The sequence below is a fragment of the Loigolactobacillus iwatensis genome (genome assembly GCF_003950295.1).
Taxonomy (GTDB): domain Bacteria; phylum Bacillota; class Bacilli; order Lactobacillales; family Lactobacillaceae; genus Loigolactobacillus; species Loigolactobacillus iwatensis.
Map to the genome: position 1 here is coordinate 15,457 of NZ_RHNP01000020.1, position 14,382 is coordinate 29,838.

Annotated in this window: 14 protein-coding genes; 11 read left to right on the top strand and 3 right to left on the bottom strand. The window is 40.5% G+C overall.

The genetic code is table 11. From position 1 onward, the window contains the following. Positions 1 to 2: 2 nt before the first annotated feature. From EKM98_RS06605 to EKM98_RS06635, 7 genes are all read left to right on the top strand, one after another. A complete protein-coding gene (locus tag EKM98_RS06605; protein ID WP_164512667.1) occupies positions 3 to 452 on the top strand; it encodes a ComGF family competence protein in 450 nt (149 codons plus the stop codon). Further along, positions 445 to 789: a hypothetical protein gene (locus EKM98_RS06610; protein ID WP_125981448.1), complete on the top strand. Its 345-nt coding sequence runs from the start codon at positions 445 to 447 to the stop codon at positions 787 to 789. Before EKM98_RS06605 ends, EKM98_RS06610 begins: the two co-directional genes overlap by 8 nt. A 54-nt stretch (positions 790 to 843) precedes the next feature. Beyond that, the gene (locus EKM98_RS06615; RefSeq protein ID WP_125981449.1) at positions 844 to 1,857 is read left to right on the top strand and encodes a class I SAM-dependent methyltransferase; all 1,014 of its coding nucleotides are present in this window, start codon (positions 844 to 846) and stop codon (positions 1,855 to 1,857) included. Positions 1,858 to 1,870: 13 nt separating this feature from the next. Beyond that, positions 1,871 to 3,067: an acetate/propionate family kinase gene (locus EKM98_RS06620; RefSeq protein ID WP_125981451.1), complete on the top strand. Its 1,197-nt coding sequence runs from the start codon at positions 1,871 to 1,873 to the stop codon at positions 3,065 to 3,067. Between the two features lie 487 nt (positions 3,068 to 3,554). Continuing rightward, complete coding sequence (locus tag EKM98_RS06625) at positions 3,555 to 4,019, top strand: hypothetical protein (RefSeq protein WP_125981452.1); 465 nt, start codon at positions 3,555 to 3,557, stop codon at positions 4,017 to 4,019. A gap of 131 nt (positions 4,020 to 4,150) precedes the next feature. Next, positions 4,151 to 5,536, top strand: coding sequence for an amino acid permease (locus tag EKM98_RS06630; RefSeq protein WP_125981454.1), 1,386 nt, complete (start codon positions 4,151 to 4,153; stop codon positions 5,534 to 5,536). Positions 5,537 to 5,596: 60 nt separating this feature from the next. Beyond that, complete coding sequence (locus EKM98_RS06635) at positions 5,597 to 5,893, top strand: hypothetical protein (protein WP_068225206.1); 297 nt, start codon at positions 5,597 to 5,599, stop codon at positions 5,891 to 5,893. 44 nt (positions 5,894 to 5,937) lie between these two features. On the opposite strand, the gene EKM98_RS06640 is transcribed toward EKM98_RS06635, so the two are convergent. The 3 genes from EKM98_RS06640 to EKM98_RS06650 form a co-directional block, all read right to left on the bottom strand. Beyond that, positions 5,938 to 6,222, bottom strand: a complete 285-nt coding sequence (locus EKM98_RS06640) for a cadmium resistance transporter (RefSeq protein WP_125981456.1) — start codon at positions 6,220 to 6,222, stop codon at positions 5,938 to 5,940. A 1,707-nt stretch (positions 6,223 to 7,929) separates the two neighbouring features. After that, positions 7,930 to 9,900, bottom strand: coding sequence for a mucin-binding protein (locus tag EKM98_RS06645; RefSeq protein ID WP_125981458.1), 1,971 nt, complete (start codon positions 9,898 to 9,900; stop codon positions 7,930 to 7,932). A 22-nt stretch (positions 9,901 to 9,922) separates the two neighbouring features. Then, positions 9,923 to 11,401, bottom strand: a complete 1,479-nt coding sequence (locus EKM98_RS06650) for a helix-turn-helix domain-containing protein (RefSeq protein WP_125981460.1) — start codon at positions 11,399 to 11,401, stop codon at positions 9,923 to 9,925. A gap of 817 nt (positions 11,402 to 12,218) precedes the next feature. On the opposite strand from EKM98_RS06650, the gene EKM98_RS06655 reads away from it, so the two are divergent. From EKM98_RS06655 to EKM98_RS06670, 4 genes are read left to right on the top strand one after another with little or no spacing between them, the layout of a single operon-like run. After that, entirely contained in the window at positions 12,219 to 13,061 is an 843-nt protein-coding gene (locus EKM98_RS06655) for a MucBP domain-containing protein (RefSeq protein WP_164512669.1), read from the top strand. 58 nt (positions 13,062 to 13,119) lie between these two features. Next, positions 13,120 to 13,305, top strand: coding sequence for a hypothetical protein (locus EKM98_RS06660; RefSeq protein WP_125981463.1), 186 nt, complete (start codon positions 13,120 to 13,122; stop codon positions 13,303 to 13,305). A 19-nt stretch (positions 13,306 to 13,324) separates the two neighbouring features. Beyond that, positions 13,325 to 14,191 carry an enhanced serine sensitivity protein SseB C-terminal domain-containing protein gene (locus EKM98_RS06665; protein WP_125981465.1) on the top strand — a complete coding sequence of 289 codons (867 nt, stop codon included), beginning with the start codon at positions 13,325 to 13,327 and terminating at the stop codon, positions 14,189 to 14,191. Then, positions 14,184 to 14,381, top strand: a complete 198-nt coding sequence (locus EKM98_RS06670; RefSeq protein ID WP_125981467.1) for a hypothetical protein — start codon at positions 14,184 to 14,186, stop codon at positions 14,379 to 14,381. The genes EKM98_RS06665 and EKM98_RS06670 overlap by 8 nt, the downstream gene beginning before the upstream one ends. The last annotated feature ends 1 nt before the right edge of the window (position 14,382 follow it).

Sequence of the window (14,382 nt, forward strand, 5' to 3'; positions counted from 1 at the left end):
TGATGGCAATTAAAGTAAATCATTCTGGTTTTACGCTGGTTGAGACTGTCTTAGGTCTATTTGTGTTAGTTTTAAGCGTCTGGTTATTACAGTTCCAATTGACACAATTTAAACGGATTACCACCTATTTCAATGATGATACGGCGCTGAACTTTCATGTTGCTAACTGTCAATTGGGTGATTTTTTGGCGGATAGTTATTTTGTTAGTCGAAGTAACCAGCAAGTTACTTTTTACCGAATGAAAGAAAAAAAGATTTATCAATTAGAGCAATATCAGGATATGTTGCGGGTTCGGGGTGAAACTAAAGGTCATATGCCGCTGATACAGTCAGTTGCGAGTGTGAAGATGAGTTACCAGCAGCCAATTCTAACCGTCAAAATAATATTGAAGAATCGGCAAACTTTTAGTAGCAAACAATATTTACCTAAGGGGAGTCCGACAGTTGAATAAACGACGTTCAGGGAGTGTTTTAATCACGGCGGTTATCTTTTTAGCACTGACGATTTTATTGATTGAAGGGTATGCATTAGTTTACCGACAACAAGTGATGACGTTACGGACAATCAAGTTTCGTTACCAACAGGATACGCTTTATAATCTGACGCTAGCACAACTCGATCAAGGTGTTGCCAAAAATAAATTTAATTATTCACTTGGGCAAGTTACGGTTGTGGATAACCAACTTATTATTAAATTGAAGGAATCAAATAAGGAAATTCACCGAGATTTCGCAATAACGAAAAAGTCTGATACTAGTAAAACGAAAGCGCTTGAAAAAGTAGATTAGATTCGTTAAGATGAAATAGTATTATGTCTATTTATTTAGCTTGAGGTGAATTGATTGGGACAAAAAGATGTTGAAGCGTTATATAAACATTTAGATACAACAGCAATGTTGTTAAAGCGTGATTTAGATGTGTCCTACATGGATGCACTCATAGAAACAGGAGAAAATATTGTTGATGGCGGTCAAATCAAAGTAGAGGACGGTTTACCGCATGCGGCAATTCACCAGCAGTTAACAACAAGTTATCAACAGATAAATTTAAAACGTTTGACAACTGATGAGATTCGGCAAGCGTTTCAGTTAGCTATTCTACGTGGTGAACGAACGGATGCAATTCAGGCCAATCATCAAATGACACCGGACGCAATTGGTTTTCTGGTTGCCTATTTGATTGAAAATTTGGCCGGTTTAAATGACCAAGAACAGGTATTGGATTTAACCGTTGGGACTGGTAATTTACTTTATACCGTACTTAACCGCTTATTTACGGCTAGTGGCGTCAATTTAAAGGGCTATGGGATTGATAATGATGATACGATGCTGGCCTTAGCCAACGTTGGCGCACAATTACAACACCTTGATGTTGAACTTTTTCATCAAGATGCCATTGAAGATCTAGTGGTACCCAAGGTTGATGTTAGCCTAGCTGATTTACCAATTGGTTATTACCCAATTGATGAGCGGGCGGCAAAGTTTGCGACACATGCCGAAACTGGTCATTCGTACGCACACCATTTATTAATTGAACAAAGTATGCGTTACACTAAGGCTGCTGGTTTTGGTTTCTTTCTTGTGCCGAGTCTACTCTTTCAATCGCAAGAGGCCGCTGAGTTAACTAAATGGATGACATCTGCAACATATTTACAGGGGCTATTAAATCTGCCACGGGAGTTGTTCCAGGACGAAAAGGCGCAAAAGGCTATTTTGATCTTACAAAATAAGGGTGGTCAGGCCAAGCAGGCTAAAAAAGTGATGCTTGGGGAATTTCCTTCTTTTAAGGATCAGGCCGGTTTTCAGCGCTTTGTGGCCGAGATTAGTGAGTGGAAAGAAAAAAATATTGCACAGTAGGGAGACTTGTAACATGGCAAAAGTTATTGCAATTAATGCAGGCAGCTCAAGCTTAAAATGGAAATTATTTGATATGCCAGCTGAAAAGGTTATTGCTTCAGGAATGGTTGATCGAGTTGGCTTGAAGGATTCTGTTTTTACAGTACATTATGGTCCAGATAACAAGGAAAAATTCCAAAAGACCTTGGACATCAATGATCAAAATGCCGCTGTCAAAATGCTGCTTGAAGAATTAATTAATTTAAAGATTGTCAAGGATATCCATGAGATTTCCGGTGTTGGTCATCGTGTCGTTGCCGGTGGCGAGATCTTCACTGAATCAACGATTGTCGATGATAAGGTTGAACAGCAGATTAATGACTTAGCTGAATACGCACCGTTACATAATCCGGCAGAATTAATGGGAATTCAGGCTTTTCGCAAATTATTACCTGAAGCGACCAGTGTTGCGGCCTTTGATACGTCATTCCACCATACAATGCCAGCTGTAAATTATCTTTACAGTATTCCTTACGAATATTATGAAAAATACGGTGCACGTAAGTACGGCGCTCACGGGACAAGTCACCGTTATGTTTCTGCTCGTGCGGCGGAAATCTTGGGTAAACCATTGAAAGACTTAAAATTAATCACCTTACATTTAGGTGCAGGTGCTTCGATTACTGCCGTCAAAGATGGTAAATCATATGATACTTCAATGGGCTTCACACCATTAGCTGGGATTACGATGGCAACGCGCTCAGGGGACATTGATGCTTCATTAATAGCGTACCTGATGGAGAAATTAAACATCTCTGATCCGGAAAAGATGATTGATATTTTAAACCATAAATCCGGTATTTTAGGTATTTCTGGGCTTTCGCCTGATATGCGTGACCTTGAGAAAACGCGGGATACGCGTAAACGTTCGCAGTTAGGCATTGATATCTTTGTCAATCGTATCCAAAAATACGTCGGTAGCTATGTGGCCGAAATGGGTGGTGTTGACGCGCTAGTGTTCACTGCTGGGATTGGTGAAAATGATATGACCATGCGGAAGCGAATTATCGATGGTTTAGGCTATTTTGGCGCTAAAATTGATGATGAACGGAACAACGTCATGGCCCAGGAAAGAATCATTAGTACGGATGATTCTAAAACCAAGGTGTTGTTAGTTCCAACTAATGAAGAGTTAATGATTGCGCGGGATGTTGTCCGATTAAGTAAATAAATGAAACTTTGGAGTTTGTTGTTTAGTTGTTTCCTTACTAGACTTTAATTCTAAAGTAGAAATGATGCACGTTTAACGATATTCTCTAGTATAATGAAATGAACCAAGGGTTTAGGCTTAAAGGCTAACCTTTGATTCATTTTTTGTTTTTCGTGAATAATTAGCTTTTTCAAACACATTTACACTAAATCAATCGCAGAGTGGAACAAAGGTAGCTTTTGGGCTTACGGTGTAACGTAAGCTAATCCAATAACTGTACTATGGGTAATTGAATTAGCTGTAGTTAAGCACGTGAACCCCGACTTTTGGCGCACATTCTAGAGTAATATTCGGAAACAATAAGAAGTTGGGACTTTTTTCCCAGCCTCAGTAGTTAAGCACGTGAACCCCAACTTTTTTGGTGCACATTCTAGAGTAAGGTTCGCAAATATAAGCGGTTAGGACTGTTTCTCAACCGCAAACACAGCTTAGGAAGGTTTAGATCATTATGTTAAGTATAGTAGAGTTAGGGTTACTTTTAATTATTTTATTGGTGGAAGGTTGGTTCTGGTGGTTGATTAAAATTCCCGCGCGGCCTAATTGGTGGGTACGGGGTGGTCTTGTTCTGTTAGCCTTATTGCTGCTTAGTTTAACGGTGCCAAACGAAGGCTTTGTTACGGCCAAAATTCAAAGTATTTTTGCCGCCGGTTTATTAGTTGTAATTGCCGTTTGGCCGAGGGGATTAATGGTCAAGGGTATTTTAAACGGGGCCTACAGTACACGTTTGTACACAACAATTATTAGTATTCAATTACGATTTGACCAGAAAAGAAAGGTAACTTACCTAACTTATCAGGCAGGACCAATGGCACATTATCAATTACGTTTTAAGAAAATACCAACTGAGTTACAGAGCTATTTAGAACACTATTTTGATGCTGATTTAATTCAAATACAAGCAAGCAAAAAGTAGTTAAGTGAAATGCTTTCATCTAACTGTGCTAAATTCTCAATGCAGTTTACAACGCCAAATCTATTTTTTATATCTTTATGAGAAAAATCAGGGGTATAATTAGAAAATAGAAAGAAAAGGAGTTGTAAAAAATGAGTGAGAAACAAACGGGTGAAACGCAAGGGTTGGCGCGTAACCTAAAAAGTCGCCACGTTCAATTGATTGCTATTGGCGGTACGATTGGAACGGGATTATTTTTAGGTGCCGGTAAATCCATTCATTTGGCAGGGCCTTCAATTTTATTTGCTTACTTATTAACCGGAATTGTTTGTTTTCTTTTAATGCGGTCGCTGGGAGAATTATTGCTCTCGGATTTAAATTTGCATTCATTTGTTGATTTTATAAAAGAATATTTAGGTGAAAGTGCTGGCTTTATTGCTGGTTGGACTTACTGGATTTGTTGGGTCACGATTGCCATGGCCGAGGTTACGGCAACTGGGCTTTACATGAAATTCTGGTTTCCATCGTTGCCGCAGTGGTTACCTGGTCTATTAATGCTCATTATTTTATTAGGCATTAATCTAATAACGGTCGGTGCCTTTGGTGAAGTTGAATTTTGGTTTGCGCTGATTAAGATTGTTGCCATTATTGCGTTAATTGCTGTGGGTATTTTTATGGTGATTGTTGGCTATAAAACTCCAACTGGTCAAGCAAGTTTATCTAATTTAACAAATTATGGCGGCATTTTTCCAACTGGTGCCAAGGGCTTTATTTTATCCTTCCAAATGGTTGTTTTTAGTTTTATTGGTATTGAAATGGTTGGGATGACAGCTTCTGAGACCCAAAATCCAGAAAAATTATTACCCAAAGCAATTAATGATATTCCGTTACGGATTATTTTATTCTACGTTGGTGCGTTATTTGTTATTATGTGTATTTATCCTTGGTCTCATTTATCAGCTTCACAAAGCCCATTTGTGCAGGTTTTCAAAAATATTGGAATTCGTTCAGCCGCTGGGATTGTTAATTTTGTCGTAATCACGGCTTCAGCTTCTGCCTGTAACAGTTCTTTATTTAGCACTGGACGAATGTTATTTTCGTTAGCCTATGATTCTGACAATCGCTTTTTACACCATTTTGGTAAGCTTTCAAAGAGTCGGGTACCGGCTTCAGCGTTATTATTTTCAACGGTTGTTATTGCCTTTGCGGTTTTGCTTAATCTGTTTATTCCGAACATTGTCTTTACGTTAGTTTCTAGTGTAGCGACAACTTGTTTTTTATTTATTTGGGGAGCAATTATCGTAACTCACCTACGTTATCGGAAAACAAAATTGGCCGCAGCGAGTACTTTTAAAGCACCATGGCAGCCATTTGCGGATTACTTTGTTTTAGCATTTTTGGTTTTTGTCGCAGTCGTACTGTGTCTAGAAAAATCAACATTAATCGCTTTAATTATTTCCGTTATTTGGTTTGCCGGCTTATACTTGATTAAGTTCTCGCGTGATCGCCACCGAGCAACTGGCCGGCAGGTAAAGTGAGAACTTGTTCAAAAACAATCACTTAACACGCAGGTTTTATATTAAAGTTAGGAGTTACGCATGAAATTTGACGTTATTACAAGCAATATTGCTCATACCATCAGGGACCGGCGAAAACACGCAGGCCGACAACAGGTTAGCTTTCCAGTAACCTTTACCCATAATAAAAAAGAGGCGACCGGGTGTCTTATATTTGTTGTCGAAAAAGATGGTCAGTACCAGGCTAAAAAGTTTTCCGAACGTTATATGAATATTGATGATCCTGCAGTGCACGTTTATCACGGTGCTTATTACGAGTGTGACGATGACCTTGATCGGCGTGATGAGTTAATTGATGTCATTGCCGGAAAGCTTTGAGTTGTTAAAGTAATTATAAAAGAGGTCAGTTCGTTTGAATTGAATTAAGTCGCTGCGAATAAAGGGCCAGCCAGGCAAAAGAGCACTAACATCGCTAGAAAAGTTAACAAGACAACAATTACCACTGATGCCGAAAGTGTGACAAAAAAGTGAACGTAGATACCGATATTATCAGCACCACAAGTTGAAATAGTAATGACGGCTACATTTAGGATGAGTTCACGCTGGTTTGAAAGTTTTTCGTTGACAACATCAGCGTTATCATCCACACCACTTAGCAATAGATTGAGTCCCATAATGATTGGAATCAAACTTAGAAGGCCAAGCATTCATTCGGTTGGAATAAAATGAAGAATAAAAGCTAAGATTAACGCGCTTAAAACGAAGGTACTTGTCCCATCAAAAAATGCCTTTCATCAAGACATATGACTTTTACAAGCAACTGATGCATGGTCATTTTCCCAATTTAAGCTTTTAATCAATTAGGTATTATTTCTGTACGTAAGGGCATCGGGATGACAAGCGGTTAACATTAAGATGAAGGACAAGCAACCAAGTAGCCAATTAATTGGGTATAAAATTTATAGGAGTGAACTAATAAAATGAATAAAAATGATAAGATTACGATTTTTGGTGTTATCAGCTACTAGCGCTGATTGGACAAAGTGTTAAGGATACTTATAATTGGTGTTTATCCTTGAATATGCTATAATGTAGCTACTGAATAAAGTACAAATGGATTGTCACCGCTTGAGTGGACTCTCAAGCAGGGATGCCGGTGCCGCTATCTCAAACGATAGCGGTTTTTTTTGTACCTGAAAATAATAAAAGCCCAGTAGGTGGACTAAACCTAAAGGACTCTTAATGAACTAATGGCGAGAGTGCTTGCCATTTGGGTGCTTCGAGTGTCTTCCTACAGGGCTAAGTACATAATGCACATAGCAATAACGGCCAGAGGCAACAACTGTAGTAGTAGCGACACTCACGATCACGGCTTTAAGAACATCTACCATCACCGTACTGAATAAAGAATAAATGGATATTTCACCGGCAGTAGTCACTAGTTGTGATTTAAACTACCACCATTTATAATTTTATCAATAATTTAAGGAGTGTTTGGAAAGGCGTTTAGATTCTGAGGATTAGCCTAAACAGACGAATTACCTTTGAAAAAGGTGATTTGGCTGTTGTAGCTAATATTCCGCAATTGAGGATTATTAGCAAAAACACGCTAATAATCTTGATGTTTCATCCGTTGTCCATTCAACTACGGCGAAAACCGCCAAGTTGAAACATGGCAACCGCAGGAATCTGCCTTTTCAAACACGTTTACATTAAATTAGTCCGTAAAATACTAGGGAGTGTATTTTCCAAACATTCTTTGGATTGATAGATAGTCGCTTATGTGAGGTGCTCGTGTAAAAAATAGAGAATTATTCTGCAAACAGCATTGCAGTGGGCCCGCTTGCCAAAGTTAATTAGATAAATCCAAACGATCTAGTTTATAAATTAAGAATTTTAATTGTTTTCTTGCCTTCTAGTTACTGCAAGGAAATACAGTAAACCATAGACAAATTAGTAAAATTATTTAAGGAGGTTTTTTATCATGACAAAAGTATTAATTATTGGAGCTACTGGAACGGTAGGGGGAACTACGCGTTAGTATCTTTTAGATAATTCCACGGATCAGTTAGCTTAATGGCACGGAATACGAAACGATTGGGCAAACTAAATGAGGATTAGGAACGAACAATTGCTGGTAGTGTTACGGATCAAACAACTTTACAGCAAGCCTTAGAGGGGCAAAAGGTGGTGTTTTAATCAATCAGACAGGAAGATTCGGATTGTGCCGGATCAGACTATCAAAGCAAGGTTTTATATGTCTGAATTATCGGAAGGCCTTGAACCTGCCAAACGATTGATCTTAAAACTTCATAGTTAAAAAACTGGCAACTAGCCAAATTACTCATAAAGCATGAGTAGTCGGCTAGTTGCCAGTTTTTTTATAAATTATTTTAAATTTTCCAGCAAAAGAATTAAGATGTTTTCGCTCGTTGGCCGAAATTAATTGTTCCGGCAATACTGGTGAAGAAGAGGCCTAATTGTGAATGGTCGGCGTTATCATTTGGCATTGGGTGATGCTGGATGATTAGCGTTGGTTCCGGTTTTACAAAATCAGCCCGTAGACTTTGTGGTCGTTTCTTTGGCTGTGCTTTTTTAGCGACGTGCTGTTTTGCCGGAGTCACTTGTGTTTTGCCCGGCCTGGTTGGTTGTACTTTCTTGGTTGTAGGTGCCTGATAATCAGTTCCAGTTTCTTGTTTCTCAGCGGTATTCCCAAATATAAAGTTGTAAACTTGCTGGGTATCGTTCAGTAGCCAACTCATTTGGCGGGTTTTATTGACTAATGCCACCGGCTTGGTTGAGCGTTGTACTTTGGTCTTAGCTGCTTGCGGTAGATTAGCCGCGGCCAAAGCAGCCTGTTTTGGTGCACTATCCGTTAAATTTTTATTGTTATTAGATTTCACAGATATTGCCACTGCCTTATCGTTATTAGTTACATCAGGATTGATGGTGGTGCTTGTCGCCGGCGTAATTGAATTAGCGGGGGTGACTGGTGTTGCTTGAGGACTTTTATTAGTATTTTTAGTGTAAACAATTGTTTTAACAACATCGGAGCTAGCGGGGGTCAAATCGGTGATCGCCGCTACCAGGGAATGACTTGGTGTGTAGCCGGAAATGGTTGGCGCCACTTTTGTAGCAAAGGATGTGACGCCATTAGTAGCACGCCAATCCAGATAAACAATTTTTCCGGTGACTTCATTAAAGGTGGCTTGGCGGGTAAAAGTGACCTGCTGCGTTTGTGCAGTTGCCAGACTTTTACCTTCATTATTTACAAAGTAGATGGTTTCCGTAATGGCCTGACTTAAATCAGTTTCAGCCGTACCAGTAGGCCAGGTGGGGCCAGCCGGATTATCTGAATCAACAACTTGTCCTGGGTGACCAGGATTTTCCGGCGTGATCGTGACAATCTTTTCGGCCAAGTGAACGGTGTAAAGTTGGTCAGTTGCGTCATCATGATCAAATAAAATTCCAGTTGCGGGAACTTGATCATCACTGACCGTATAACCAGCAATTTTATACCGGACTAAGGTATTGGCGGTTGAATACGCATTAGTTGAATCACTTCCGCCGCTTAAACTAAAGCTGGCCAAGGTTTGTTGCGTTGTGTCATCAACGTAACGGACAACGGCATTTTGCTGATCAGCACGGTAGTTGATGATCGTGTCTTGACCAGGATCCGTTGGTTGTGGAAGCCAGTAGCCTTGGGTGACGTCTTTGGCGTTAATTAAGGCCAGTCCTTGGCCTGCGTCAGTATACGGCGTATAGCCGGCAATATAGGCCAGCGTACCTCCAGAAATGACCGCCGATGGATCATTTGGGTCCGTTTGGTAGTCAATGTTGGACGTTTCGGCAGTAGGTGCGGCGGCCGTAGAAGTACTTGCTTGACTGGCCGCCTGGGCTGCTGGTGCACTAGTTACGCTTGCCGTGCTGCTAGAAGTTACTGTATCTGGCGTCGTGCTAGTTGCGCCGGTTTGGGGTGCGGTACTGCTGGCCGCCGAACTTATTGTGTTTGTTCGGGCCGAATTAGCCGCCGGTGGCACTGCAGAGCTTGCTTGAACGGCGGCCTGGCTTGATCCCGAACTAGCGGCCGCTGGGGTGATCGAATCTGTGGCGGCAGCGGCCTCGTTCGTTGGTTTGAGTGCCACCTGTTGCCCCTGGAGTGCAGAGTTGGCCGGAGTTGCGCTAGTCGGCTGCTGTGTGGCCTGACTAGTTACGGCCGCTTGGGCATCTTGGCCAGTGATCAGTTCCGTGGTTGCTCCCAGGAGTAGGGTTGATAAACCACCAACAAACAAGAGTTTACCGGAGACAAGCCACTGTCTTTTATTTTCCTGGTAGACGTGGAAACGAATCGGGGTTCCCTGGTCTTTATAAGAAAAGCGTTGCATGAGAAATCACCTCCAATTAACGCTAATTATCATCGTCAGTAACGTTAGTCATTTTTTGTTTCTTACAATCAATAATTGTGTCACCTAGTAGTGACCAATCCAGTGGTGTTGGCGGATTGCGCCAGGTAATTTGAATCTGTTGGACACTATTATTGTAAAAATCTGAAAGGTAGATGTCGGTTTCAGGTGAGGGAATGCGCTCAATCATAATGTGGGCGTTGCTAAATGCGGTTAACGTTCGAATAACGTAATCGGTGTAAAGCTTACCTTGCGAGAAATCGACACAGATGTAGACCATATTTCGTAATAAATTAATTGGAATATTATTGATAAAAGCAAACATATAGCTGAAGTAGAGGTTAACTGAATCATTTTGGCCCATCTTAATTGTTGTGTTTGAATGAAGGGTCTGAATAAAGTGACTAATGACCTGATCAAACAACGGGTAGGTTTCCTTGAAAAAGCTGACCTGATCAAGCGAAATAAACGTCGTTGGTTCAACGTAAAAAGTCGTGAACTGGATATTGATGCGTAAAATAGCACTTTCTAAAGTGGTTGTTTTAAGGGCGTCATTATCCAAGAGCATCTGGCTTTGCTTGACCTGGGTCATAAGGTCAGTCGCCCAACTGTAAGCTAACGGCATTGTCATTTTGGAAGTTAACTCGCTATAGCCGGGTTTATAACCCTGAATGACAAGGAAAGTTTCCAAGTAATCCAGTTCGATTTGACCAACTGGAAGCGTCAGTGTCTTGCTCAAGATTGCCTGGATTTGATCCAGTAGTTGGTGATCTAATTCATCCAGTTTGGTTTCGGCTAACATTGGCTTCGTAACAAAACACTGGTTTTTCATTCGTAAAATCCAAGTTTTCAAAAAGATTAATAATTTTGTGCGTTGCGTTGGCGTGATGGCCACCTGGAACTTAGTTTGGATACTTTCAATAATTTGGTCGGCCGGCGCGTCAAGCTCAGCGAATGGATTATCAATCCCATTGAAGGCTGTGTAGAAAAACTGGAACAAATGCAGCCGAATAGCGTGTTCATTATCACCAAATTCGCTAGATACTTGATAAAAATCTTCTTGCTGCAGAATATCTTTTAATTTGTTCTGAGAGTTATAAAAAGTTGTTTTACTAATGTAGTTTTTCTTCATAAAAGCCGCGTTTGATAATTGGTTTGAATAAATGAAGTGGTATTCAAACATCGCGTACAGTAAAGAGTGCTTTAAGTACATGAGCCGAATAGACTGAACGACTGTCGTTGTGATGTTTATCCCGTGGAGCAGCTTTTTTTCTGAGGTATCAATATAGCTGGAAACATTCGATTTAACGTTTTTTAAATCGTGATTTAAAGTTTCTAAGACGTGCTGTAATCGATAAGAAGAAATCGAAAAGTCCAATAGAACCTCATTCTCAGTGATCTTCCCGTCTGGTTGTTGTGAGATTACTTGCAAGAGTGAGTAGCTAATTAGGTCTTCTTTTTCAAAAAAGAGTTTATAGTTCATTGCAACCACCAATCAATTTTTATTATCGATATATCAGTAATTCAAGCTTGTAGTTTTATTCTATTACATTTTTGTATAAAAAAAGCCTGAAATCCTGAAAAGATGAGGACCACCCCGGTGAAGCAAAATAATCCGGGGTGGTTTATTTTTTTGTGTTAGGTTTATTAACAACTATCTATCCTTATTATAAAGGTATTGTAAGCGCTATTCAAAACTGATTGGACTGATTGCTAAGGCCAAATTATCAAGCCACTTCCGGTTTTCCCGACTTTTTCCATTTTTCCCACAAAAGTTGGGACTCTGCTTCTCTTGAATTAAATTCGAAAAAAATACACACTTTATTTATCGATGAATAACACTAAGTCTATTTTTAAAGACCGTAATAATTCCGTTTGTTAGTGCTATCATTTTTTATTATTTGCTAAATTAGGTTCATAATCGGAATTAGTAGTTTTGGTTATTTATGAAGTGCTGGGAAAGGCGTCCAGGTTCTGAGGATTAGTCTAGATTGACGAATAATTCACGTAGTGGATTATTTGGCGATCGTAACTACTATTCCGCAATTGAGGATTATTAGCCTAAATCGCTAATAATCTTAATGCTCCATACGTTGTCCATTCAACTACGGCGAAAAGCGCCAAGTTGAAACATGGCAACCGCAGGAACCTGCCCTTCCCAGCACGTTAACACCAAATTAGTCAGGGAGATATTAGTTAAGACACTCCCAAGTCTAACCCGGGGGAGAAGCCCGCATTCGTGCCACAAGCACACCGTTACATATTGATCAAATGAAAATAATGAAATGAGGAGGGGCATAATGGAGGACGCAAATTCAAAAGGTCTTGGTAAGGTGCAGAACCGAATTGTTATCCGTTACGTTGATCGTGATGGCAACGCACTGAACGAAGATCTTAGTCTTTTTGGTGAGGTTGGGAGTCGTTATGAAGTCAACGCGCCGGCCTTTAGTGGCTATCTGCTAGTTGATAAGTCACGGCCAACCGTTGGTAAGATGCCAGCGGAGGCTAAGCCAATGATTATTTTGACGTACGCACGCTTAGGATCAGTTCGAATTTTTAACACGATTTCTGATTTGCAGGGTAAGGTGTACGCGCTGACAACCATCAATGAGCAACCAGACAAGGTTCAACCGTTGCACTTACCAGAGGTAGCGGGTAAGGATTATTACTTAAGCGTAGATAAAGAGTCCAGTATTCGTAAAATTTTTAAGCCCCAAGACTTTGTGCCGGATGATCCAACGCAAGAAACAGTCCTATTGATTTTAAGTATTACGGAGGCCAGAAAGCTTAAGGAAACGCAGGCAACTGAGTCGGATAGCGAAATGGGGACGGAAGCCGTTACCCAACCAGCCAGTGCTGAATCAACAGTTGTGGTCACGACGCCAGCCAGCAAACCAGAATCAATCCCCGCCAAGATTCCTGTGGTGAAGTCAACCAAGGCTGAAGAAACATTGCCAGTAACTAAAACCAGTGTGGCACCAGTTACGGCCAAGGCTAGTTTGCAACTGGCAACAATTTTGTTACAGCAAGCGGCCTTACTGGATAATAATGCTGATCAAATCGTCTTAGACGAGCAACAGTTACAACGCTTAACCACCAACATGCGGCATTTTATGTTAGCAATTAAAATTTTAAATCAATAAGTTTACTGCAATCAGTTGCTTAATGACAAAACAAAAAAATGAAAAGGAAGTTTTAGTGATGAACAATGAAGAAATCGAAGCATTAATCAACCTAACACCAATGAAGGTTATGACCCAGAACATGAAACAAGTTGCCGAGGCCATTGATTCTTCAGTTGAAAATAACCAGACGGACCAAATCGCTGATCTTGTGAAGAGTGGTAACCAATTATTAGACGCAATTTCAAAATTAAGTCGACAGTAATAGAAGGGTGGCACCAACCATGTTAGCTAAGGATAATAAAGATCCCGTACTTCAGGCAGTTGCTGAAAAGTCGGCGTTAGAGCCAGAAAAGAAGAAGGCAACGACGCCCTTTGTTGTTCGTTTGAACTATTTTATGGAGAACCCACAGGATCATGATTTAGAGCGGCGTTTTGCGGCGATGTTGCTGGAGACCTATTTTCGGGCCTTGGTTAAAGTTCAACCAACGCAAAAGATGGCCGGGGAAGAACATTCTAGCCTCTTAGAAATGGGTCTTGCAATTACAACTTATTTAGCGGATGGGAAAAAATATATCCCCGTTTTTACGGATCAATTAGTTTTAAAACAGTTTGCTAAAGAAATGATCCCCAACATGGATTTTCGAACGTTTCGTTTTTCCAGTGCTGAATTAATGACCGAGGCCCAACGTCTTGGCGTAACCGGATTGTTGGTTAATCCAGGGAAACAAACTTTTCCACTTTCTAGGGATTATTGGCAGTACATCAATCAGGTTGTGCCACTGATCGCACCTACAAATGACAAACTGCGGATTGAATTACCAAGTTTAGGGACCAAGAAATTAATGGGGATGCTAAAAAAGCAGTGTAAACATCTGCATAAAATTAATGAGGTCTGGTTGGCCAACGTTACCATCGCAGGGCATGACAAAGCCGATTTGGCAGTGATTGCTGACTATCGTGGTGAACATGAGGAATTTGGAAGCAAGGTTGCACGAAAGCTGGCCTTAGCCTGCAAGCCATTTTTAGAATACGATCAGGACGTTTTGGTTGGTGATTTAGATGATGAAATGGGCAAGTTGATTTCCCAGCAATTTGCACCGATCTATCAAGCGACTACTTTCTTTGGAGGTCGACCAAAATATGATTAATCAGTATGGACAAGTCATTCCGTCACAACATGAGTTAAAGAAGGCTCAGCATGAAGTGACAACGATGCACGGATTAAATGCTGATCACGTGCGGATGAGTGCGGTTGCTCCAGCGATTAAGCTAGGTGCAGCGATTGATTTGGGTGTTTTTCCAAAAGATAAGAAAATTGGAAATACAAGGAGTAAATAAA

Bases quoted from the DNA above. Each gene is read 5' to 3' on its own strand.
- EKM98_RS06605 (WP_164512667.1), top strand. From the start codon at position 3: ATGGCAATTAAAGTAAATCATTCTGGTTTTACGCTGGTTGAGACTGTC.
- EKM98_RS06650 (WP_125981460.1), bottom strand. From the start codon at position 11,401: ATGAACTATAAACTCTTTTTTGAAAAAGAAGACCTAATTAGCTACTCA.
- EKM98_RS06630 (WP_125981454.1), top strand. From the start codon at position 4,151: ATGAGTGAGAAACAAACGGGTGAAACGCAAGGGTTGGCGCGTAACCTA.
- EKM98_RS06645 (WP_125981458.1), bottom strand. From the start codon at position 9,900: ATGCAACGCTTTTCTTATAAAGACCAGGGAACCCCGATTCGTTTCCAC.
- EKM98_RS06620 (WP_125981451.1), top strand. From the start codon at position 1,871: ATGGCAAAAGTTATTGCAATTAATGCAGGCAGCTCAAGCTTAAAATGG.
- EKM98_RS06635 (WP_068225206.1), top strand. From the start codon at position 5,597: ATGAAATTTGACGTTATTACAAGCAATATTGCTCATACCATCAGGGAC.
- EKM98_RS06655 (WP_164512669.1), top strand. From the start codon at position 12,219: ATGGAGGACGCAAATTCAAAAGGTCTTGGTAAGGTGCAGAACCGAATT.
- EKM98_RS06625 (WP_125981452.1), top strand. From the start codon at position 3,555: ATGTTAAGTATAGTAGAGTTAGGGTTACTTTTAATTATTTTATTGGTG.
- EKM98_RS06670 (WP_125981467.1), top strand. From the start codon at position 14,184: ATGATTAATCAGTATGGACAAGTCATTCCGTCACAACATGAGTTAAAG.
- EKM98_RS06660 (WP_125981463.1), top strand. From the start codon at position 13,120: ATGAACAATGAAGAAATCGAAGCATTAATCAACCTAACACCAATGAAG.
- EKM98_RS06665 (WP_125981465.1), top strand. From the start codon at position 13,325: ATGTTAGCTAAGGATAATAAAGATCCCGTACTTCAGGCAGTTGCTGAA.
- EKM98_RS06640 (WP_125981456.1), bottom strand. From the start codon at position 6,222: ATGCTTGGCCTTCTAAGTTTGATTCCAATCATTATGGGACTCAATCTA.